21 protein-coding genes and 2 pseudogenes are annotated in these 19405 nt (G+C 67.5%); 7 read left to right on the top strand and 16 right to left on the bottom strand.

Annotated elements, in window-relative coordinates; genetic code table 11:
- Positions 1-54: 54 nt before the first annotated feature.
- Positions 55-234, bottom strand: a complete 180-nt coding sequence (locus AB0B64_RS58420) for a hypothetical protein (protein ID WP_357961450.1) — start codon at positions 232-234, stop codon at positions 55-57.
- A 193-nt stretch (positions 235-427) separates the two neighbouring features.
- On the opposite strand from AB0B64_RS58420, the gene AB0B64_RS58415 reads away from it, so the two are divergent.
- A complete protein-coding gene (locus AB0B64_RS58415; protein ID WP_357961453.1) occupies positions 428-742 on the top strand; it encodes a hypothetical protein in 315 nt (104 codons plus the stop codon).
- Between the two features lie 114 nt (positions 743-856).
- Here AB0B64_RS58415 and AB0B64_RS58410 read toward each other — a convergent pair whose 3' ends face one another.
- The 10 genes from AB0B64_RS58410 to AB0B64_RS58365 form a co-directional block, all read right to left on the bottom strand.
- On the bottom strand, positions 857-1024 hold the full coding sequence (locus AB0B64_RS58410; protein WP_357961456.1) for a hypothetical protein: 168 nt from the start codon (positions 1022-1024) through the stop codon (positions 857-859).
- A gap of 282 nt (positions 1025-1306) precedes the next feature.
- The gene (locus AB0B64_RS58405; RefSeq protein WP_357961459.1) at positions 1307-1867 is read right to left on the bottom strand and encodes an ATP-binding protein; all 561 of its coding nucleotides are present in this window, start codon (positions 1865-1867) and stop codon (positions 1307-1309) included.
- Complete coding sequence (locus AB0B64_RS58400; RefSeq protein WP_357961462.1) at positions 1864-2058, bottom strand: DUF5999 family protein; 195 nt, start codon at positions 2056-2058, stop codon at positions 1864-1866. The genes AB0B64_RS58405 and AB0B64_RS58400 overlap by 4 nt, the downstream gene beginning before the upstream one ends.
- Before the next feature lie 102 nt (positions 2059-2160).
- The gene (locus AB0B64_RS58395) at positions 2161-2376 is read right to left on the bottom strand and encodes a hypothetical protein (RefSeq protein ID WP_357961465.1); all 216 of its coding nucleotides are present in this window, start codon (positions 2374-2376) and stop codon (positions 2161-2163) included.
- 346 nt (positions 2377-2722) lie between these two features.
- On the bottom strand, positions 2723-3871 hold the full coding sequence (locus AB0B64_RS58390) for an ABC transporter substrate-binding protein (RefSeq protein ID WP_358205248.1): 1149 nt from the start codon (positions 3869-3871) through the stop codon (positions 2723-2725).
- 26 nt (positions 3872-3897) lie between these two features.
- Positions 3898-4749 (bottom strand): ABC transporter permease, encoded by an 852-nt coding sequence (locus AB0B64_RS58385; protein WP_357961471.1) that lies wholly within the window; start codon positions 4747-4749, stop codon positions 3898-3900.
- Entirely contained in the window at positions 4724-5563 is an 840-nt protein-coding gene (locus AB0B64_RS58380) for an ABC transporter ATP-binding protein (RefSeq protein ID WP_357961474.1), read from the bottom strand. Before AB0B64_RS58380 ends, AB0B64_RS58385 begins: the two co-directional genes overlap by 26 nt.
- On the bottom strand, positions 5560-7224 hold the full coding sequence (locus AB0B64_RS58375; RefSeq protein WP_358205243.1) for a hydantoinase B/oxoprolinase family protein: 1665 nt from the start codon (positions 7222-7224) through the stop codon (positions 5560-5562). Before AB0B64_RS58375 ends, AB0B64_RS58380 begins: the two co-directional genes overlap by 4 nt.
- Positions 7221-9284 (bottom strand): hydantoinase/oxoprolinase family protein, encoded by a 2064-nt coding sequence (locus tag AB0B64_RS58370; protein WP_358205238.1) that lies wholly within the window; start codon positions 9282-9284, stop codon positions 7221-7223. The genes AB0B64_RS58375 and AB0B64_RS58370 overlap by 4 nt, the downstream gene beginning before the upstream one ends.
- A 3-nt stretch (positions 9285-9287) precedes the next feature.
- Positions 9288-9605, bottom strand: coding sequence for a cupin domain-containing protein (locus AB0B64_RS58365; RefSeq protein ID WP_357961481.1), 318 nt, complete (start codon positions 9603-9605; stop codon positions 9288-9290).
- 311 nt (positions 9606-9916) lie between these two features.
- Here AB0B64_RS58365 and AB0B64_RS58360 point away from each other — a divergent pair, with 311 nt between their 5' ends.
- A complete protein-coding gene (locus AB0B64_RS58360; protein WP_358205232.1) occupies positions 9917-11032 on the top strand; it encodes an ROK family transcriptional regulator in 1116 nt (371 codons plus the stop codon).
- A 508-nt stretch (positions 11033-11540) separates the two neighbouring features.
- On the opposite strand, the gene AB0B64_RS58355 is transcribed toward AB0B64_RS58360, so the two are convergent.
- The gene (locus AB0B64_RS58355) at positions 11541-12314 is read right to left on the bottom strand and encodes a GntR family transcriptional regulator (protein ID WP_357961487.1); all 774 of its coding nucleotides are present in this window, start codon (positions 12312-12314) and stop codon (positions 11541-11543) included.
- Positions 12315-12436: 122 nt separating this feature from the next.
- On the opposite strand from AB0B64_RS58355, the gene deoC reads away from it, so the two are divergent.
- The 5 genes and pseudogenes from deoC (at position 12437) to AB0B64_RS58330 (ending at position 15566) form a co-directional block, all read left to right on the top strand.
- Positions 12437-13195, top strand: a complete 759-nt coding sequence (gene deoC / locus AB0B64_RS58350; protein ID WP_357961490.1) for a deoxyribose-phosphate aldolase — start codon at positions 12437-12439, stop codon at positions 13193-13195.
- Between the two features lie 426 nt (positions 13196-13621).
- Positions 13622-13954, top strand: a pseudogene (locus AB0B64_RS58345) (hypothetical protein); the annotation flags it as partial.
- Between the two features lie 115 nt (positions 13955-14069).
- Positions 14070-14447 (top strand): annotated as a pseudogene (locus AB0B64_RS58340) (transposase); the annotation flags it as partial.
- 488 nt (positions 14448-14935) lie between these two features.
- Complete coding sequence (locus AB0B64_RS58335) at positions 14936-15133, top strand: hypothetical protein (RefSeq protein WP_357961553.1); 198 nt, start codon at positions 14936-14938, stop codon at positions 15131-15133.
- A 142-nt stretch (positions 15134-15275) separates the two neighbouring features.
- On the top strand, positions 15276-15566 hold the full coding sequence (locus AB0B64_RS58330) for a hypothetical protein (protein WP_357961493.1): 291 nt from the start codon (positions 15276-15278) through the stop codon (positions 15564-15566).
- A gap of 347 nt (positions 15567-15913) precedes the next feature.
- Here AB0B64_RS58330 and AB0B64_RS58325 read toward each other — a convergent pair whose 3' ends face one another.
- From AB0B64_RS58325 to AB0B64_RS58310, 4 genes are all read right to left on the bottom strand, one after another.
- A complete protein-coding gene (locus tag AB0B64_RS58325) occupies positions 15914-16366 on the bottom strand; it encodes an amidohydrolase family protein (protein WP_357961496.1) in 453 nt (150 codons plus the stop codon).
- A 68-nt stretch (positions 16367-16434) separates the two neighbouring features.
- The gene (locus AB0B64_RS58320; RefSeq protein WP_357961499.1) at positions 16435-17364 is read right to left on the bottom strand and encodes an ROK family protein; all 930 of its coding nucleotides are present in this window, start codon (positions 17362-17364) and stop codon (positions 16435-16437) included.
- 256 nt (positions 17365-17620) lie between these two features.
- Positions 17621-18457 carry a carbohydrate ABC transporter permease gene (locus tag AB0B64_RS58315; protein ID WP_357961502.1) on the bottom strand — a complete coding sequence of 279 codons (837 nt, stop codon included), beginning with the start codon at positions 18455-18457 and terminating at the stop codon, positions 17621-17623.
- The gene (locus AB0B64_RS58310) at positions 18454-19404 is read right to left on the bottom strand and encodes a sugar ABC transporter permease (protein WP_358205221.1); all 951 of its coding nucleotides are present in this window, start codon (positions 19402-19404) and stop codon (positions 18454-18456) included. The genes AB0B64_RS58315 and AB0B64_RS58310 overlap by 4 nt, the downstream gene beginning before the upstream one ends.
- Position 19405: the final 1 nt, after the last annotated feature.

Raw genomic sequence — 19405 nt, 5'->3', positions numbered from 1 at the left:
ACTCTAGACAAGCCCCATCCTCCCAGCTCAGAAGCACTTTTCTTATGCAGTCGATCAACCTGCGCGAAATTCACCGCGAAAGCCTGAGGTTAGAAAGTGAGTCCGCGTCGCGAACCAAGTACTCGCGTCGATCTCGACTCCCGTGTCCGTCAGGCGCTCGACCGCGCAGAAGCCGCCATCGCAGACGATGCCACGACTCAGCAGCAAATAGATCAGCTGCTCCAGGCCGTTCACGAGCCAAACGATCCACTCGAAGCCAGCGCGCCCGACGACTGATCGCCAGTCGCCGGGCGCGCGACACCACGAAGAATGCCTCAACCAACCTGCCTCGCGCTGCGGACGGCGAGAGTCGGGTCACAGCGCATCCGACTGAACACATCAGAACCGCGTCCATAACGTCAGCAACTCCAGCGCAGGCAAGAACTCCATGGCGTTGCTCGCCCACGTCGCCAAGCTGATCAAGGATCAGGGCTACACCGGCCGCGTCGTCGTGCTCCACAACGACCTCGGCAAAACCCCATCCGGGGAGCCGATCGAGTGGCCAGGCGTGGCAGCGCTCGCTCGCGAGCACGCCGAGAAGGACGGGTTTGAGTTCTACTTACGTCCGCACCCGCGACTTGGGCGGGCTGTGGTGTCAGCTCGTCCACGAATGCCGCAACTGGCCATCCAGCTCGGCGCGCTGGTGCACCTCGGTTATCCGAACTTCTCTACAGGGTGTCTCTTCTGTCCCCCAAGGGTGTAAGCGCAGGTCTAAGCCTGCATGGGAGATAGGTCGAGCTTGAGTGTCTCCCAAGAGTGTCCCTCGGGGCGAAGTGTCGCGGTGCTCCTATGTTCGTCCGCTCACTGACCTGCGCCATCAGTTCCAATCCCAGCAGGAGCGAGCACGCACGGTCGAGCACGAACGCGACCAGGCCCTCGGTACGTCGCGGCGCACGCCCAGGAGATCGAACGGCTCCGCCAGGAACTGGCCGCCGAACACCAGCGACGCGAGCAGGCGGTTACCGCCGCGGCCGTGACCGAGCAAGCGACGATCGCGTCACCGCTTTGAGCGCTACGTCCAGGACCCGGACGCCTGAGCAAGGACATCCTCGGTCTCCCGAGTATTCGCGGCCGGGCAGAGGCGTGCCGGTAAAGCGCTACCCCGCCCACCGTGCGAGCGCCGCGACCGTGGATCCGGTCACTGCGGCGGCCGGGCACGTGAGCACCCTTTGCAGGCTCGCGCTCGAACACCGCCACGCTCGCACCCATCGGGTCGCTGTGCCGCTGCGCCAGCAGGATAGGGGCCCGCCCATTCCCCCACGCCAGGCTACGCCCGGGGGTTCGAGACGGAGACGCCGCGGTGCTGGTCGGCGCCGAAACGTCGGGTGAGCTCGTCGGCCGCGCGCGGGCTCTCTGGCAGCTCGAACCAGACGGCCTTGCCGGCAGCGGTGGGTGTGGCGCCCCAGCAGCAGGCGAACTGGTCGATCAAACTCAGCCAATGGCCTTGTTCGTCGTCCTGGCCGGTGTGGCCTGTGTGAGGGAGGGCTGGATCGGCGTGCTCGACCTCGCAGCGTAGCGTGCCGTCCATTGTCCACAGCGTGAGCCGGATCGGTCCTCTCCCGTGGCGGTATGCCCTGGCGACCAGTGCGCTGACGAGCAGGTCAGCGCTCTTGCTGTGGCGGTTGACATGCCAGTCGGTCAGCTGGGCGCGGGTCAATCGTCTCGCCCTGCGCACACAGGACCGGCCGGGCGGCAGCGGCCAGGTGGCCATGTCGACGCCAGGCACATCAAGCGGTGTATCGATGTGGCAGACAAGGGCTTTTAGCCTGGTGTAGGCTTGCATGAGCCCGGTTGCCGATGTGGCAATGATCGGTTTCCTCGGGTTCATGCCGCACCTGCGCAGAGGGTGCGGTGGGCAGGGATGCTCCGTCCATCGGGCAGCAGTTCGCCGGTGTCGTCGAAGACGATGACACCGTTGCAGAGCAGACCCCAGTTCTGCTCGGGGTGGTAAGCCACCAGACGCGCCGCGTCATGATCGGTTGCGTATGCGGATGGACAGGGTGGTTGGTGCTGGCACATGGTCTCGGTCCTTTGAATCCTCGCGTGAACGATCTGATCTCCCTGTTGTCAGGGCGATGTCGAGCTGGTCGATGGTGGTCGTGACAGCGGTCAGGGTTGTCGTCATCTGGTGGTGTCTCCTGAGTCGAGTTGTGGGAAGTGCCATGTTGTCTTTGTGTCGAGATTGTCGTTCAGCCCCCCAGATCGGCATGCGCGGCCGTCCTTGATGTGTCCGAGGCCCGGGCGGGCGAGCAGGTCGGCCGGGCGTGATGTCGTGGCGGCCACCGCGTCCAGCAGCGGCAGACCCAGCTGGACGGCGTTCGCTAGCGCGTGGTTCATGCGCAGCGCCTCTCTCTGTCGGCCAGTGTCGGCGGGCGGCAGCTCTCGGTGTGGACGGATCGACCACCGAGCTGGCATCGGCCGGGTGTCATGCCCGCGGCCGCTGCGGCGTCGGTGACGAGAACCAGATGCTCCGCGAAGGCCATCGCTGCGGCTTGGGAGCTCGCGGGCCATGCACGCGATCCGGTCGGTGCCGTCGGCCAGCCGCATGGATCTTGGTGCAGCCGATGTCTATGCCAAGCGCGTACCGCTACCTGCCCGGCATTCTGGCGCGGAGCGTCGGCTGTCGAGACGGGCGTCCGGAGGGGAAGGCCTCGGACGCCCATACCGAACGCCTGGTGCTGGATCACAGGCTGGAGTTGACGAAGTCGACGAGCTCCTTCTTGCCGAGCAGCTCGGTGAACAGGTCCTCCGCGATGATCCAGTCGGCCGGGAAGCCTGCGGGAACGTGGCCGGCCTTCTCGTTGGCCGCGGCCTGATAGTCGAAGCACTTGCGCCAGTAGGTGTCGGAGGTGGAGTCGTACACCGTCTTCTTGGCCTCATCGAGTGTGGGGAAGTAGACGAAGGCGGGGATCTGGTTCTTGGCGTCCTGAAGGGTGAGCCCGCCCCCGGTTTGCCGATTGAGATAGTCCACCATCGGGCCTAGCGCGTCGTCGGGGCGCTCGCGGATGTATCGTGCCGTTCGGTACCAGACGGCGATGAGCTTCAACACGATCTCGTGCCGCTGATCGAGCATCTTCGTCGTTGTGGCGAAGTTGGAGTACCAGAGCCCTGCCTCGCCGATCTGCTGGTTCTGCACCAGCGGCAGGTACTTGCCCTTGTTGGCGCCGGTGAGTAGCCGGACCGTCTCAGGCAGGCCGCCGAGGAAGACGTCGCCCTCGCCACGGATGAAGGCGATGGCGGCGCTCGCGGATTGGTCGAAGGAGAGGATCGTGACATCCTTCTCGGTGAGCCCCGCGGTTGTGAGCGTGCCGTCGATCGTGGCCTGGAAGCTCGATGGGATCGTGACGATCTTCTTGCCGCGAAGCTGTGCGATCGCCGCCCTACTCGCCTCTTTCGGGGACGCGCCCTCGGCTGGTGGCGCATATGGGCGGAAACCATCCTCGTTGCGGACGATGAACGCGAAACCTCGGAACTGGGAGGTCGTGCCGATAATCCTCATATCCGGCGTCTTGGGCTGCAGCGGCACCAGCGAACCGAGCGCGCCGCTGGCGACGTCGCAGGTGCCCCGGGCGAGGGCTGCCGTCTCACCCGGCTCCAGCGAGAATTGCTGCAGTTCAAGCTGCAGGTCGATGGTCTTGTCGATGCCCAGGTGCTTGGTCGCCTGCCAGGCGACGTAGTCGAGGAACGGCAAGACGCCCAGCGTGACCGCGCCGCTGTCGCGGGTGCCCGGTGAGCTTGATGTACGCGGCGAGCCGCAGCCGGACAGGGCGCTCAGCAGGGCGGCTGCGGTGGCGGTGGAGCCGGTGGCGGATAGGAAACGTCTTCGTGTCATTTGCATGGTCGTGCGTCTTTCTCGGATCAGGCGGGGCCGCGTCCGGACCAGCGGACGAGCCTGCCGCCGGCGAGGCGGATGATTGCGTCGAGGATCAGAGCGAGCAGGGTGAAGACGGCGATCGCGACGAGGATGCCTTCGGTGCGCAGGTACAACTGGTTGGTGATCATCATGTGCCCGAGGCCGTCCTGGGCACCGATGAGCTCGGCCGCCACCTCCAAACCGAACGCCGCCGAGCCCGCGGCGCGTACGCCCCCAAGGATCTGCGGGGTGATAGCCGGCACGACCACGGTGCGGTAGACACGGGCGCGGCTCGCGCCCAGGGTGCTGGCCGCGTTCATGAAGATCGCAGGCACGTTGCGGATGGCCTCCGAGGTGCTCACGACGACGATCACGAAGCAGCCGAACGCGACGAGCAGGACCTGCGGCGGGCGCCCGATGCCCAGCCACAGCATGAACAGCGGGATGAGTGCGAAGACGGGTACGGGCCGTAGGGCGTCGACCAGGCCCTCGATGGAATACCGTATGATCTTGCTGTAGGCCATTGCCAGCCCGAGGAGTATCGCCGCCGCGCAGCCAGCCGCAAATCCGGTGAGCAAGGTGCCCATCGAGTAGGCGATGGCGCCCGGCAGCAGCGGCGCCATATCGGTGAAGGCGTTCCACACCAGGCCGGGGCTGGGCAGGAACAAGGGGTCGATCGTGGCCAGGCGGCTGATCGCGGCCCAGGCGGCGGCGACCACGAGCAGTGGGATCGTCCGCCGCGCCAGCGTGCGAACCGTGCGCCGCAGCCGACCCTTTCCTCCGTCCAGCGGGGATTGCGCCGCTCGCACGGGTGCGGCCGCACGGGTGGGATCAGTGCTCGTGGTGTGATGGGCCATGGGAGCTCCGGTCCGGGTCTGGCGCTTGCAACATGAGCCGGGACAGTTCTCGTCGGCGATCCTGCAGGTCGCGGGAGGTCCGCAACTCGTCGGTGCGGGGCCGGGGCAGGTCGTTGTCGTAGATGAGGGGCGGGTGGGACGGGCGGAGCAGCACGATCCTGTCGGCCAGGAACACCGCCTCCTCAAGGTCGTGTGTGACGAACACGATGGTCTTCCGCTCGGTGTCCCAGATTCGGAGAACCTCCTCCTGGAGGCTTGCCCGAGTGACCGTGTCCAGCCCTCCGAACGGCTCGTCCATGAGCACCACGTCCGCTCGGCCCGCGAACGCGCGGGCGATGTCGACACGTTTGCGCATCCCGCCCGACAGCTGCCTCGGGTACATCAAGCGCCAGTCACGCAGGCCCACCAGGGCGAGCATCTTCTCGACCCGGTCACATCGCTGCTTTTTGGGCAGGCCTTGGGCCTTCAGTCCGTACTCGACGTTTTGGTGGACGCGCAGCCATGGGAAGACCGCGTCATCCTGGAACACCATGGCCCGGTCGGCCCCGGCACCCCGTACGGGGTGCCCGTCCAGGAGGACTTCGCCCGAGGTCTGCCGCACCAGTCCAGCCGCGATATGCAGCAGGGTCGACTTGCCGCCCCCGGAGGAACCGACCACGCACAGGAACTCTCTCGCCCGCACGTCGAAGTTGACGTCCTTGAGCGCCGTGACCGGGCCGCCGTCGGCCTGATAGATCATGGCCACATCGCGGAAGGCCAGTTTTACCTCGGGTCGCGTCGTGGTCGCGTCGAGGACACCGTCTCGCGTGCTCATGTGTCGTACCCGTAGTGGATCTTCGCGGCCTCGGCGCTCACGCGGTCCTCGCGCAGGTCGCGCTCAACGAGTTCGACTGGCCGCTCTCGCGCATCGCCGTACCCGCCGCCCCCGCCGACCGCGACCGTGACGACGTCGCCCCGGTTCAGTACGGTCGAGCCTTTGCTCGGGAATTCCTCGTGCTCGCCGCTGGCGCGGTTCACGCCGATGGCGGCGGTCGTGCCCGGCTCACCGCCGAGCAGTCCCTCCGGCCGGGTCGTGAAGCGGTCGGAGTAGGCAGTCATGTAGATGTTGTCGCGAAGGATCTCATAGCCCCGGCTCGCCCCCATCCCGCCGCGTGTGCGGCCCGGCCCGCCGGAGTCGCGCAGCAGACCGTAGTGCGTGACACGGAAGAAGTCCTGCGAGTTCTCCAACGCCTCCACCGGCGTGTTCGTGCAGTTTCCCAGAGGGTCATCAACCTGGTCGGCGCCGTCGTGGCGGTGGCTGGCGCCGTACCCGCCGCCGTACAGATCGGAGAATCCGCTGTGCCCCTGCGAGGTGGTGTGGTGCAGGTCGATGGAGGTACGGGTGTCGTAACCGGTGGCGGCCACCCGTTCCGGCGCCGCCTTCGCCAGCGCCTTGATCACCGCGGAGAACACTCGGATGACCGGCAGGGCACGGGCTTCGACCGGAGCGGGTGATGCCGGATTGAGGATGGAACCGAGCGGCGGGTGCTCGATCGTGACCGGGCGGTAGCAGCCAGCGTTGAGGGGCAGGTCCAGGTCGTTCAGCGCGGACTTGATCGCGCTCATCGCGGCGGACACGGTCGAAGCCAGCGGGCAGTTGATGGCGCCCCTGACCTGGGCCCCGGTGCCGGCGAAGGCGACGTGGATCTGGTCCCCCGCGATGCGGATCTGCACGCGCACGGGGATGGCGTCTGGTCCGAGGCCGTCATCGTCCACCCAGTCCTCGGCTTCGAACACACCGTCCGGAAGCTCGTGGATCTGGGCCCGGGTCCGTCTCTCGGCGTAATCCAGGTAGTCATCGAAGGCGTGCAGCAGCGTGTCGGTACCGTACTTAGAGGCGAGGCTGCGCAGCCGGTCGGCGCCTATGGCGTTGGCGGTGAGCTGGGCGTCCAGGTCGCCGAGCACATAGCGAGGCATGCGTACGTTCGACTCGATGATCTTCGGGAGGATGCCGTCGTTCCAGTCCCGGCTCAGCGAGAACCGCATCGGCGCGAAACGCATGCGCTCCTCGTACATGTCCCGGGCACGGAGGTTGAAGCCGAGCGAGTGGCCGAGGTCGATGTAGTGGCCGACGCTCGCCGTGTAGCCGATCAGCCTGCCTTCGTGGAAGACCGGACGGAACAGGAAGATGTCGGAGAGGTGCTGCCCGCCCGAATACGGGTCGTTGTTGATCCAGACCTCGTCGTCGTCGGCCGGTGCGCCGAGTGCCGCCTGGCACGCGGCGAACGCCGGCGGCATCGAGTTCAGGTGCAGCGGGATGTTCTCGGCCTGCGCGATGACCCGGCCCTGGGGGTCGAGGAACGCGGTCGAGGCGTCCGCCGCTTCCCGGATGACGGGAGAGTAGGCCGAGCGCAGCAGATTGGTGCTCATCTCGCGGGCGATCGCTACAAAGTTCTTCGTCAGCACCGCGAAGGTAACTGGATCGAGGAGTGTCATGGGTTCCTCCTGGACAACCGCAGGTTCGAGTGTTCGTCCACGCGCGCTGTCCAGCCGCGTGGGACGTAGCAGGCTGAGGTGCTCTCCTCGACGACGGCGGGGCCGACCAGCTCGTCCCCGGCTGACAGCCGCGCCCGGCCGGTGAAGACCGCCGTCAGGTTCCCGTCCGAGCCCTTGATGTCGGCGCTCTGCGCGCCGCCGCCGGCGGCCTGCGACGGATACGTCATCGACGCCAGGTCGGCGAAGTCGCGCTGGCATTCGCCCCGCACCCGGTAGGACACGAACTCGATCGGCTCGGATCGGCGGGAGCGGGAGTAGCGCTCCTCGTGCGCCTGGTGGAATCCCGAAACCAGGTCGGGGATGTGGGCCGGGGCTCCGGCGAGGACTGACAGTTCGTACGCCTGGCCGATGTAGCGGCCTTCGAGGATCCGGGTCAGCTGGATGGCCTCCTCCGGTGCGCCCATATCCCGCAGTTCGGCGCGGACCTGGGCGTCGAGGCTCTGGTAGAGCTCCTCCAGGTCCTGGGGGGCCCATTCGGCGGCCGGGCGGATGCGGGTGGCGGTCCGGGTGGCCTGCAGTGGCGCGACCAGTAGCCCGAATGCGGACAGCATCCCCGCGTTCGGTGGGACCAGCACCTCGGGGCAGCCCAGTTCCTCGGCCACCCGGGCGGCGTGGAGCGGACCGGCGCCGCCGTACGCCACCAGGGTGTAGTCACGCGGGTCGAGTCCTCGTTCCATGGTCACGATGCGGATCGCGTTGATGGTGTTCTCGTCGGCGAGCCGCACCACGGCCTCGGCCGCCTCTGGCACTGTGGCGCCGAGGTCGTCGGCGAGGGCGGCGATGGCCCGCTCGGCGGCCGCGCCGTCCAGCGTCCACTCGCCGCCGATGAAGCTCTCCGGCCGGATCACGCCACGTACCACGTGCGCGTCCGTCACGGTGGGGCGTGTGCCGCCCCTGCCGTAGCAGGCCGGTCCGGGGTCGGCCCCCGCGCTTTCCGGGCCGACCTGCAGGAGCCCGCCCGCGTCGATCGACGCGATCGAGCCGCCACCCGCGCCGACCGAGCTTATGTCGGCCGTCGGCGAGCGGACGGGGAGTCCGTCGAGGGTTGACTGCGACGCGTAGCGGAGCCGCCCGTCATCGATGACGGCGATGTCAGTGGACGTGCCGCCCATGTCGAAGGTGATGACCGAGCGGACTCCAGCCCGCAGCGCGATCTCCGCGGCGCCGCCCGCGCCGGCCACCGGTCCTGATTCGAGCATCTCGACTGGGCGGACGTGGCTGTGGCCGATGTGCTGCAGGCCGCCGGAGGACTTCATCACCATGAACCTTCCGGCGAAGCCGCGCGCGCCTAGGTCCTCGTGCAACTGCGACAGGTAGGTGGAGATGCGCGGTCCCAGGTACGCGCTCATGGCCGTGGTGGAGGCGCGTTCGTACTCACGGAACTCAGGGGCGACGTCCGATGAGATGTCGACCCAGAGCCCGGGGAGTGCCCGGTTCAGGTATTCCTGCACGCGGGTCTCGTGCTCGGCGTTGGCGTAGCTGTGCAATAGCGTCACGGCGACCGCACGCACCCCGCTCGTCTCCAGCCGTCGAGCGAGGGCGTCGAGCGAGTCGGGCGCCAGCGGGGTCAATACTTCGCCGGCGGCGGTGATCCGTTCGGTGACCTCGTGCGCGTGGTCTCGCGTGACGAGCGGCGCCGGCTTGACGTACTGCAGGTCGTAGATATTGGTTCGGGCGCCTCGCTGGAGCTCCAAGATGTCCCGGAATCCCTCAGTGGTCACGAACGCGGTGGGCGCGCCCTTGCGTTCGATGACCGCGTTGGTGGCGACCGTTGAGCCGTGCAGGAACTCCTGTGTCTGCTCCAGACTGGTGGACATCCGCTCCAGCGCGTGCTGTACGGACAACTCGGGCGAGCCGGGGGTGGAGGGGACCTTGGCGCACAGCAGGGCGCCCTGCTCGGTCTCGAACACACAGTCGGTGAATGTGCCGCCGATCTCGACTGCGATTCTGCGGAACGCCCCCGCCTGGTCCTCCCGGGTGATCTGGTTTGGTGAGGTCATCGTCTAGTCTCCCGTCAGGCGGTCGGCGCGGCCGAGGACGGGGGCGGTCGACCAGGTCATCTCCGCCTGCGCCGGGCCGGGGTTGTACACGGTGTGGGGAACGGAGTCCTCGATGAGGGCGGCATCGCCCTCGCGGAGGTTGACGAAGTCGCCCTTGTCGCCGATCTGGATGAGGATCTGGCCCTTGACCACGTAGACGACCTCGTCCGCTCCAACGTGGCCCGGGTCGAAGGCGGACTTGCCGCCGGGAGGCATGGTCGAGTACGCGAAGACCAGCCGGTCTGAATGGAAGTACTTCAGGGCGAACTCATCGCCCTCCATGAACGCCTCTGCTTCATGCCGGTGAACGATCTGGGCCCCAGTTACTGCGTGCAACGTCGCTGTCCTCTCGGTGAGCTACGCGAAAGCTTCAGAGTTTGTTAGTATGTTTCCTAACAAACAACCCCCCTAGGCGTCAACGGTCACCACATGCCTTGAGAAACCGTTTAACATCGTGATCACACGGAACCGGCGGGGCGGGTCGACGCTGGGCGGACCGGTTGGCTTTTGAGAGGATTGACGACATGACCCCGGAGACGGGACCGGCTGGGCGAGCGGACATGCGCTCACTCCGCGGACTGAGTGAGCAACTTGTGCTGGAGGCCATCGCGGCGGCGGGGTCGACCACCCGGCCAGCCATCGCGAAGGCCACCGGCTTGTCGAAGCCGACGGTGTCGCAGGCCGTGCGCCGCCTGCTGGAAACGGGGCTCATCGCCGAGAACGGCGACGTGCGGGGCAACACCGGCCGGGTGCCGATCGCCTACGCTATCCAACCCTCGGTCGGCTTCGTCGTCGCCATCGACGTCGGGGGGTCGAGCGTACGGGTCTCCTGCGCCGACCTGTACGGCGAGAGCCACGCCGAGGTCCGGGCTGAGACACGCACCGGCGAGGAAGCCCTGCCCGTCCAGCTTGTCGAACTGGTCCACGAGGTGCTGGCCAAGGCGGGTCTCGCTGAGTCCTCCCTCCTGGCGATCGGCGTGGCCGCCCCCGGCGTCGTCGACCCTGTCACTCAACTGGTCAGTCTCGCGCCGAACATCTTCGTGCGAGACGGATTTGATCTGACCCGGTCGCTGCGAGAGGTGTTCACGACGCGGGTCTACGTTGAGAACAACGTGAACATGGCCGCGGTCGGCGAGAAGTGGCGTGGTCTCGGCCGCGCCGTCGACACCTTCGCTTTCGTGGGCATCGGTGCCGGCATTGGCATGGGACTCATCCACAACGATCAGTTGTGGCGTGGCAGCAACGGCGCGGCGGGGGAGATCTCCTTCCTGCCGCTCGCCGAAGACCCGCTGGACACCCGCCACCGCGTACGCGGTGGTCTGGAGGACCAGACCGGGGCGGCCACCCTGCTTGCTATGGCCCGGCAGAATCGCGGCTGGCAGGAGCATCCCCCGCGCGGCGTCGCTGAGATCTTCCTGCGCGCCGAGGACGGCGACCCTGCCGCGCAGGCACTGGTCAAGGCAGCGGGAAACTGGATCGGGCTCGCTATCGCCAGCATCTGCGCCGTCGTCGACCCGGGTCTCGTCGTGCTTGGCGGTGGCATCGGGGCCAACCTCCGCGTACGGGAGATGGTGCAGGGCGTCGTCGAATCCCTCATCCCTTACCCGCCGCGTATCGAGACCACCGAACTGGGCGAAGCAGTCTCCCTGTACGGCGCGACCTCGGTAGCGCTGTCCATGGCCCGGGAGTTCCTCGCGGCAAAGGCATGAAGGCCCGACTACATCCGATGCCCAGGCCCGCAGCAGGCCGAGCGAAGCATCCGGAACTCCCGGGGAGAAGCCAACTGCTCAGGCACCCCAGAACACCCTGGCCACTGCGCTGAAGGAGTGGGGCATGCTGTGCGGCACCTGCACGCGGCGAAGTATTTGTCGGGATCCGGGCCTACAACAGGAAGACGCCGCCTGCTGAACGAGCGCGATGCCGCACGCGCAGCGCCCCGACCTGCACGATGCCCCACCAGAGCGCCGTCACCAAGCCAATAGGCGTGGTGTTTGGCCGTCTTGACCAACGTGGTGACACACTGTGGATGGCGAAGTGGTACACGCTCGCGGTGCGGCAGTTGCGGGCCGGAAGGTGCCCGACGAACCGCGAGAGGGCCTGGAGGCCTGTCGGGAAATCTTCGTTTCCCGACACCGTATGGCGCCGCTTGCGTTGTTCCGCTGCGTCGTTCCAAAACCTTGCCCGACACGACTGGGTGCTTGGAGGCCGGGTGAGGCGTCAGGCTGGGTGACTCGCCGCGTCGCCGCCGCTGTCGGCCCGGTGCGAGGGGTGGCCGGGAGCGGAGACGGAGAAGTCGACCTTGAGCGCGTAGCGGTGCGCGACATAGGAGCTGATCGTGTATTCGAGAGGGTTCCCATGCTGGTCGATGATGGAGCGCGTCTCGACGAGCATCGGCGTGGTGGGGTCAACGTCGAGTTCGGGTGCATCGTCATCGGCTGTGCGCGCCGTGAGGACGGAGGAGCCGAGAGTCGGGTGCAGTCCTGTGCGGCGGAGGGTCTGGTGCAGTGATCCGGTCTCCAGGTCTGCGGTGAGCAACGCGTCGAGGGTGGCGGGGAACGTGGCGTGTTCGATGGCCACGGGCAGGTCGTCGAAGAGCCGGACGCGGCTGATGGCGACCACGGACGCAGATTGCCTGGCGAGGGCCGGGTAGAGGGCGGCCGTCTCCTGGGGGGAGGCAGGGCGCACGGCGGCCTCCAGGACCCGGGAACGTGGTGTCTTGCCAAGGGCGAGGGCCTGGTCGTGGAAGCTCAGCAGGGTGCCGACCGGCCGGGCGGCGGCGGTCTGGCGCACGAAGCTGCCCCGCCCGGGCACCCGCTCCAGCAGGCCGTCGCGTTCCAGTCGGACCAGAGCGGCGCGCGCCGTCATCCGGGAGACGCCGAACTCCTGAGCCAGCCGCGATTCGGAGGGGAACGGATCGCCGACGGCGGCTCCTTCGAGGCGCCGGCGCAGCTGCTTCTCGATGCGCTCGTACAGCGGTTGCGACGCGGCCATGGCGGGTGTGGTCCTCCTCAGTCGGATGGTGTCGGCTCCCAGTGTGACGTCAGTCGACACCACCTTCGGATCTGTATAGGCTGTATATACAGATTATCTGAGGCGACCCTAAGGAGAGCATCATGTCCGTGGCCTCGATCGACGTCCCGCGCTGGGCGGGCCCCCTGCCCTCACACGAGGTGGTGGCGAAGATGATCGACCACTCGCTGCTGCGACCCGAACTGACTCCGGCCGAGGTCGAGGACGGCCTGGAGACTGCCCTGGAGTACCGCACAGCGTCGGTGTGCGTGCGGCCCACCGACGTGGCGGCGGCGGCCGCCACGCTGCGCGGCAGCCAGGTTCGCGTTGGCACGGTCGTCGGCTTCCCGCACGGCAGCAGCACCACGCAGGCGAAGGTCTTCGAGACCACCGAACTGATCTCTCTGGGGGCGGAAGAGATCGACATGGTGATCAACATCAGTCGCCTGGGCGGCGGCGACGTCGCGTTCGTCCAGAACGAGATCGCCGCCGTCGTCCAGGCCGCTGAGGGACTCCCCGTAAAAGTGATCTTCGAGAACGCCTACCTGACCGACCAGGACAAGACCGCCGGGTACAAGGCCGCTGAGACAGCTGGCGCGGCCTTCGTCAAGACCAGCACCGGGTTCGCCCCCGGCGGCGCGACGGCCGCCGACATCGCCCTGATGCGCCGCACCGTGTCCTCCCACGTGCAGGTCAAGGCGGCCGGAGGCGTTCGCACCCTGGACGCTCTCCTGCACCTGCATCGGCTCGGCGCCACCCGCTTCGGAGCCACGGCCACCGCGGCGATCCTCGACGACCTCGAAAGCCGCCGCAACGGCAACCCGCCCACCGCGAGTGCCGCCGAACTGACGGCGGGCTATTGAGTGGGAAGCACCGTGGAGGGCGTAGCGCCTCCACGACCGGGGTGGTTAGGCGGCTGCGAGGCCGAGGCGGGTGTCCATGTCCAGGCGGTGCCGCCCGTCTCATCGCCAACGGCTGTTCCCGCGTAAGTAACGACCCAATACCTGGCGGCTGGGGACACCTTCGGGAGCGGAGCCCCTGGTCGAGGCGGATGCCGCAGGCGAGGGAGTGCAGGGCGGGGAAGTCGCCGTTCTCGATGTTGGTGAGCCAGCCTTCAAGGTGCTGGGTTCCGGTTCTGTTCGTCATCATTTGGGCGAAGTCGGTGACGTGTCCGGCGAGCAAGGTCAGGCGGGCGCTGCGTGCCTTGAGCTGGGCGAGCTTGGTGGCTTCTTCGGTCGTGAGGTGGTCGGGGTCGCTGGTGATCCAGCGGGTTGCTTCACGGACGGTCGGTGGCGGCGCGGGCAGACGAGCCGTACAACGCCAACGCGCTCCTCGCCGACGCGGCCGACTGCGACAACCGCCACGTACAGACCGCGCTCGACCGCGCCAAGCAGGCCCTCGACAAGCTCCACACCATCTACACACAGGTGGACGAGCAGCGAGCCGTCGCAGCTCAGCGCGAAGCCGCTAAGCAGGCTGCCGCCGACCGCGTCGCCGAACTGGAGCAGCAACTCGCCGACGCCCGCGAAAGGGCCAAGGCGCTCGGCGCGACCACTAAGCGCACCATGTCCGGCGACCGCGAGCGCGACCACGCCATCCGCGAGTGGGCCAAGACCCAGGGTCTGCCCATCAGCGGCCGAGGCCGGATCCCCGGCACCATCCGCGACCAGTACAACGCTGCCAACCCCGCAGCCAGTGCGCACCGCTGCGGGCCGCAACCCCGAACCCAGCGCCTGCATGATCGACGCCCAGAGCGTCAAGACCACCGCCAACGTGCCGGCCACCAGCCAGGACTACGACGCCGGCAAGAAGATCGCCGGCCGCAAGCGCAGCATCGTCACCGACACCCTCGGCCTGCTCCTGGCGGTGCTCGTCACCGCCGCCAGCATCTCCGACACTGCCGCCGGCCTGCCTCTGCTCACCACGGTCGCCGCCACCCACCCCACCCTCACCAAAGCCTGGGCCGACAGCGCCTACCGCACCACCGTCATCGACGGCGCCGCCACCCTCGGCATCAACGTCGAAGTCGTCACCCGCGACCCCGCCACCAAGGGCTTCACCCCGCTGCCGCGCCGCTGGGTGGGCGAACGCACACTCGGCTGGCTGATGCTCCACCGCCGCCTGGCCCGCGACTACGAAGCACGCCCCGACCACTCCAAAGTCATGATCCACATCGCCATGATCGATCTCATGACGCAGGAGATGTCCTTCCCCGTCAACTCTGCGTGCTGGACGCGGCGATCGCCGCGGCTGAGGATCCTGCCAGCGGAGAAGGCCCGACCGATGACAGCTGACGCTGCAGGGTATGAGCCGGCCACCCGAGGGGTGATCCTGGCTTGCCCGCTCTCACCAGCGCTCTGCGTCGCCTGCTCCGTTCCTTCGATGCCTGCGCCGACAGCTGACCGAGCAACCCCAGCCCCCACACATTCTGCTGCGACCGCCAGAGCGCAATCTGCCGGCCACACCGGGGAGAGCCGACTGGCCCTCCTGGAGGACTTCTCCCACCCCCATTTCGCCCGTTGGGACAACCGGCCCGTCGGCACCTGGGGGACCTGGCGGTCTTCTCCACCAAGCAGAAGGCGACCACCACCGGGGAATGGGGCATGCTGGTGGCCCGCGACCCGCGCCTGCGCGAGTTGGCCGTCCTTTTCGCCCACTACAACAAACGGGCCCGCGCTGAGATCGACGCCAGCGACGAGTACTTCCCGTTCGCCTTCACCAGCATGGGACTCAAAGAGCGGATGACCACGCTCGGCGCAGCGATCGGCGCTCAACCAACTGGCCCGGGCCGTCCACGTTGAGTCCCACCGCCGGCACAACCTCGACGCCTTCACCAAGGCCCTGGACGGCAACCCCATCATCTCCCCGATCGTCGTACCGCCCGAGCGAGGCGCCCACGGCCTCTACGTCCTCGGACTGCTATTCCACCCCGACCAGGCGAGCGTGACCCGCGATGAGTTCGTCTGTCTGTGCGTCGCAGAAGGCGCGCTGGAGGTCGACACGCCCGGCTCCACCCGCGACATCTCCGACGAGCTGCTGTTCGCCCGCCAAGACCCGTCCGCGCCCCTGCCGGGCCACCGCGGTCGGCGCCGTCGACCTGCCCGGCGTCGCCGCCTTCCAGGAAGCCTTCATCAAGCTCCCGCACGGGGGACCCCGACGATGAGGAACTGTGAGGAACTGCTGGACGGCTACCTCGCCGCGCTGGCCAAAGTCAGCGCGCACGTGGCCCGATGACCGCCACTCCCGACGTTAGCCCCGGCACTGACGCGGGAGCCGCCTGCCGGTACAGGGCGAGGTCGACGCCGACTTCACCCCCGCGCACATCCTCGCCGCGCTCCCCCGCACCGGCCATCCCCCAACGCCGCAACCGATCGGGGGTGGCCGAAGCGGCCCTAGCCGACCGCTGGTGGCATCCCGGACACACCGCCCCAGCCACGCCGCCCGCTACCATGCCCATGCCCGTGCCTGGCGCGCAGCCCGCACCGGCGACCATCGAGACTGCGGCGGCACCTGTCCGCGCGTGCGACGCGAAACTGCTGTACCGCAACCTGTCATCCACGCGCATACCCTGCACGCCTTGATCATCGAGCCACGCCCGGAATGGGAACTTGCGGGAGGGCCCTTCGCCAGATGACCGGGGCCTTCTCAGCCAGGCCGACGGACGGAACGACCGGGCAGGGCGCCGGTGGGCCGACCCTCTTAATGACCCAGGTGCCCATGACGAAGGGAATGCCGGAAGGCTGCGGCCGGGGGTTGTCGTATGTCGCGACGTCGCCGACCGTCTCGGGGTCGAAGAGCGCCAGGTCGGCCTGGTGTCCGGGCTTGATCAGACCTCGGGTGGTGAGTCCGATGCGGCGGGCGGGTCGTGACGTCATCTTTGCGACGCATTTCTCCAGGGTCAGCAGGTTGAGTTCGCGGACGAAGCGGCCGAGGAGGCGGGGAAAGGTGCCCCAGGCGCGAGGGTGCGGCCGGGTTCCCGCGAGCAGCCCGTCACTCCCGACCGTATGGGCCGGATGGCGCATGATGGCACGCACGTTTTCTTCGTGCCCCACATGCTGGAGGCAGGTAGTTCCGAGCCGGCTGCGGCCCTGGCTGGTGGGGATCAGGGGTTCCAGGTTGCCAGTGCGGCACCGATCATGCCCCCGTCGTCGCCCAGCACCGCCGTCCGGACGTCTCCCTTGTGCCAGCGCAGCGTGCGGGCCGCCGCGAGGTACGCATCCCGAATCGGACCCGGCCTCGCCATGATGCCGCCGCCGAGCAGGAGGACATGCGGGGCGACGACGGCGCAGAGGCTGTCGAGGCCGACGGCGAACAGGTCGGCACAGCGGCGGATGACGCCCATGGCGATGCCGTCGCCTTCGGCGGCGGCCTGGGCCAGGCATGCGGTGCTCGGACGGCCATCCCCAGCGATAGCGGCGGTCCGTCCGCCGGGGTTGGCCCGTGCCTCCTCCAGCGCGGCGACGTTCAGCGCGAGACCGCCGGCCAACTGCTCCCAGCATCCGTATCGTCCGCAACGGCAGGCAGGCCCTCTGGGGTCGACGACGACGTGGCCGACCTCGCCGGCGTCGCCGGTGCCGCTGTGCAGGTGGCCGTTGATGAAGACGCCGCCGCCGATGCCCGTGCCGACAGTGACCATGAGGATGGTGGCCGCATCGCCGTTGGCGACCAGACGTGCCTCGGCCAGTGTGGCGGCGCGGGCGTCGTTGAGCACGGTCGTGGCCCGGCCGGTCGCCGTCTGGATCTCGCGGCGGTAGTCCACGGCTTCGAGGCCGAGGTTCGCCGACCAGGTCAGGACGCCGTTGGATACGGTTCCCGCGACGGCGAGTCCGACGGCGTGGATGTGGCGGCCGGGATGGCGGTCGAGCAGTTGGAGTGCGACCTCGGTGGTGGCGTGCCTCCGGGCGCCGGCATCGGTGGGCAGGACGCGCCGTACGGTGCTTGCCACGGTGCCGTCGGCTGCCACGATCGCGGCGCGGATGTGGGTGGCTCCGAGGTCGATGCCGATCGCGGCGGGATCTGCCGAAGTGTTCATGTCAGGTTATCCGAACTCTCGTTGGGGCCATGTGCTTAAAAGATTCAAGGCCCCAGGCCTTCTAAGGGGAAAATTGCATCGTCATCCAGGGTCCTTGGCTGAAGGCCGGCCGGCGAATTTACTTGAAGGGTTGTGCCTGTGCCGGGATGTCGCACGGGTTGAGATCCTCGCGCTGCGGCTTGCCTGCGAACATCGCCCGATTCTTCGACCCGATCCAGGCACTCTGAAAAGTCGGTGTGTCATGGCTCGGCCGTGGCTATTTGACGCTCCCGGCCGTCAGACCGCCGACGAGATGGCGTTCGATCGAAGCGAAGAGGATGACGACGGGGACGATCGCGATAAGTGAGACAGCGAACAAGTACTGCCACTGCTCGTGATACTGGGTGACGAACCCGGGGATCGCTCTGGTGAGGGTCATCCGGTCGTCCGAGGACGTCACGGTGATGGCCACGATGTATTCGTTCCAGGTCCCGATGAACGTGTAGACGGCCGCTGTCACCACGCCGGGCATGGCCAGCGGAAGCATCACGCGGGTGAAGGCCGTGAGGCGGCCGGCGCCGTCGAGGTAGGCTGCCTGCTCCATTTCTTTCGGGATGCTGGAGAAGTAGGCGTTCAGAATCCATACGCAGAACGGCAGGTTGAACGCGGCGTTCACGACGATCAGCGCCTGGCTCGTGTCCGTCCAGTCCAGTGCGACGAGCTCACGGTAGATGCCGACCAGCAATGCGGTCGGTGCGAACATCTGCGTGACAAGCACGACGAACAGGAACGCGCCACGTCCGCGGTATTGGTTGCGTGCCGTGTAGTAGGCCGCCGGCAAGCCCACGGCCAACGCCAGGACGGTGGCTGCGCCTGAGACCTGGAGTGAGAACCTCAGGGCCGCCCAGATCTTGGGATCGTTCACCTTCCAAACATTCACGAAGTTCGCCCACTCCCATGTTCTGGGGAGGTAGGAGGGTGGCGACTGCATCAGTTCGGGTGCCGGTTTGAGGGCGGTCAGGAACATCTGCAGGTACGGCGCGACGAAGGCGATGGCGATCAGCCATCCGACGGCCGTGATGAGTACGGTACGCGGCCGTATCGGCGATCTCATGCCTGCGCCCTCCCCTGCCGACGCGCACCCCATGAGTAGAGCAGCGCGAGGGTGAGAATCAGTGCAAAGTTGACCACGGCCAGGGCGGCGGACTCGCCGACGTCCTGGTTCAGAAAAGCGATCTTGTACATGTAGGTCGTCGTGGTGTCGGTGGCGTGTCCCGGCCCGCCCTGGGTCATCGCCCAGATGATCGGAAAGGAATTGAAGACATTGATGATGTTGATGACCGATGCGACGAACAACACCGGCCGCAGAAGGGGGAAGGTGATCTGGAAATATGTGCGAAGTTGCCCCGCGCCGTCGACGCGTGCCGCCTCATACACCTCGCCAGGGATGGTCTGCAGGCCGGCGAGGATGACGAAGGAGGTGAACGGCAGTGAGACGAAGACCGAAACCGCCATCATGCAGGCGAACGCCACCTCCGGGTGGGCGAGCCAGTTCACGGGCGTGTCGATCACTCCTATGTCCATGAGGAGCTTGTTCACCACGCCGTAGAAGTCGTCGAGCATCCATTTCCAGAGCAGGGCGGTCATGAGGACTGAGGCCGCCCATGGCACGATCACCGCCCACCGCACCAACCGGCGTCCAGGGAAGCGGGCATTCAGGACCTGTGCCAATGCCAGAGAGACCACTATGGTGACGGCCACGACGCCGACCACCCACAGCGCCGTGCGCCACAGCACCAGCACGAGGTCGTCTTCGCCGAACAGCTCGGCGTAGTTGCGAAAACCGGTGAACCCGGTGGACAGACCTGAGGAACTGACTTTCGTCAGGGATGTCCGCACCATCTCGACGGCAGGCCACAGGACGACGCCGAGAATCAGGGCCACGGCCGGGCCGACCCACGCCAGCGGCGTCAGTACCCGGCCTGCGGTGCGCCACAAATTGGATCGTGGTACCACGCCGCTCGATGCTGTTCCAAGCGGCGTGGTTCGCGCGTCGTGCATG

This window comes from Nonomuraea sp. NPDC049129 (assembly GCF_040648495.1).
In the GTDB taxonomy this organism is placed as follows: Bacteria; Actinomycetota; Actinomycetes; order Streptosporangiales; family Streptosporangiaceae; genus Nonomuraea.
This window is presented reverse-complemented; position numbering and strand designations above follow the sequence as displayed.

Coding starts and splice junctions, on each gene's coding strand:
- AB0B64_RS58415 (WP_357961453.1), top strand. CDS start 428: ATGGCGTTGCTCGCCCACGTCGCCAAGCTGATCAAGGATCAGGGCTAC.
- AB0B64_RS58405 (WP_357961459.1), bottom strand. CDS start 1,867: ATGAACCCGAGGAAACCGATCATTGCCACATCGGCAACCGGGCTCATG.
- AB0B64_RS58400 (WP_357961462.1), bottom strand. CDS start 2,058: ATGTGCCAGCACCAACCACCCTGTCCATCCGCATACGCAACCGATCAT.
- AB0B64_RS58395 (WP_357961465.1), bottom strand. CDS start 2,376: ATGAACCACGCGCTAGCGAACGCCGTCCAGCTGGGTCTGCCGCTGCTG.
- AB0B64_RS58390 (WP_358205248.1), bottom strand. CDS start 3,871: ATGACACGAAGACGTTTCCTATCCGCCACCGGCTCCACCGCCACCGCA.
- AB0B64_RS58385 (WP_357961471.1), bottom strand. CDS start 4,749: ATGGCCCATCACACCACGAGCACTGATCCCACCCGTGCGGCCGCACCC.
- AB0B64_RS58380 (WP_357961474.1), bottom strand. CDS start 5,563: ATGAGCACGCGAGACGGTGTCCTCGACGCGACCACGACGCGACCCGAG.
- AB0B64_RS58375 (WP_358205243.1), bottom strand. CDS start 7,224: ATGACACTCCTCGATCCAGTTACCTTCGCGGTGCTGACGAAGAACTTT.
- AB0B64_RS58370 (WP_358205238.1), bottom strand. CDS start 9,284: ATGACCTCACCAAACCAGATCACCCGGGAGGACCAGGCGGGGGCGTTC.
- AB0B64_RS58365 (WP_357961481.1), bottom strand. CDS start 9,605: ATGGAGGGCGATGAGTTCGCCCTGAAGTACTTCCATTCAGACCGGCTG.
- AB0B64_RS58355 (WP_357961487.1), bottom strand. CDS start 12,314: ATGGCCGCGTCGCAACCGCTGTACGAGCGCATCGAGAAGCAGCTGCGC.
- deoC (WP_357961490.1), top strand. CDS start 12,437: ATGTCCGTGGCCTCGATCGACGTCCCGCGCTGGGCGGGCCCCCTGCCC.
- AB0B64_RS58335 (WP_357961553.1), top strand. CDS start 14,936: ATGCTGGTGGCCCGCGACCCGCGCCTGCGCGAGTTGGCCGTCCTTTTC.
- AB0B64_RS58320 (WP_357961499.1), bottom strand. CDS start 17,364: ATGAACACTTCGGCAGATCCCGCCGCGATCGGCATCGACCTCGGAGCC.
- AB0B64_RS58315 (WP_357961502.1), bottom strand. CDS start 18,457: ATGAGATCGCCGATACGGCCGCGTACCGTACTCATCACGGCCGTCGGA.
- AB0B64_RS58310 (WP_358205221.1), bottom strand. CDS start 19,404: ATGCACGACGCGCGAACCACGCCGCTTGGAACAGCATCGAGCGGCGTG.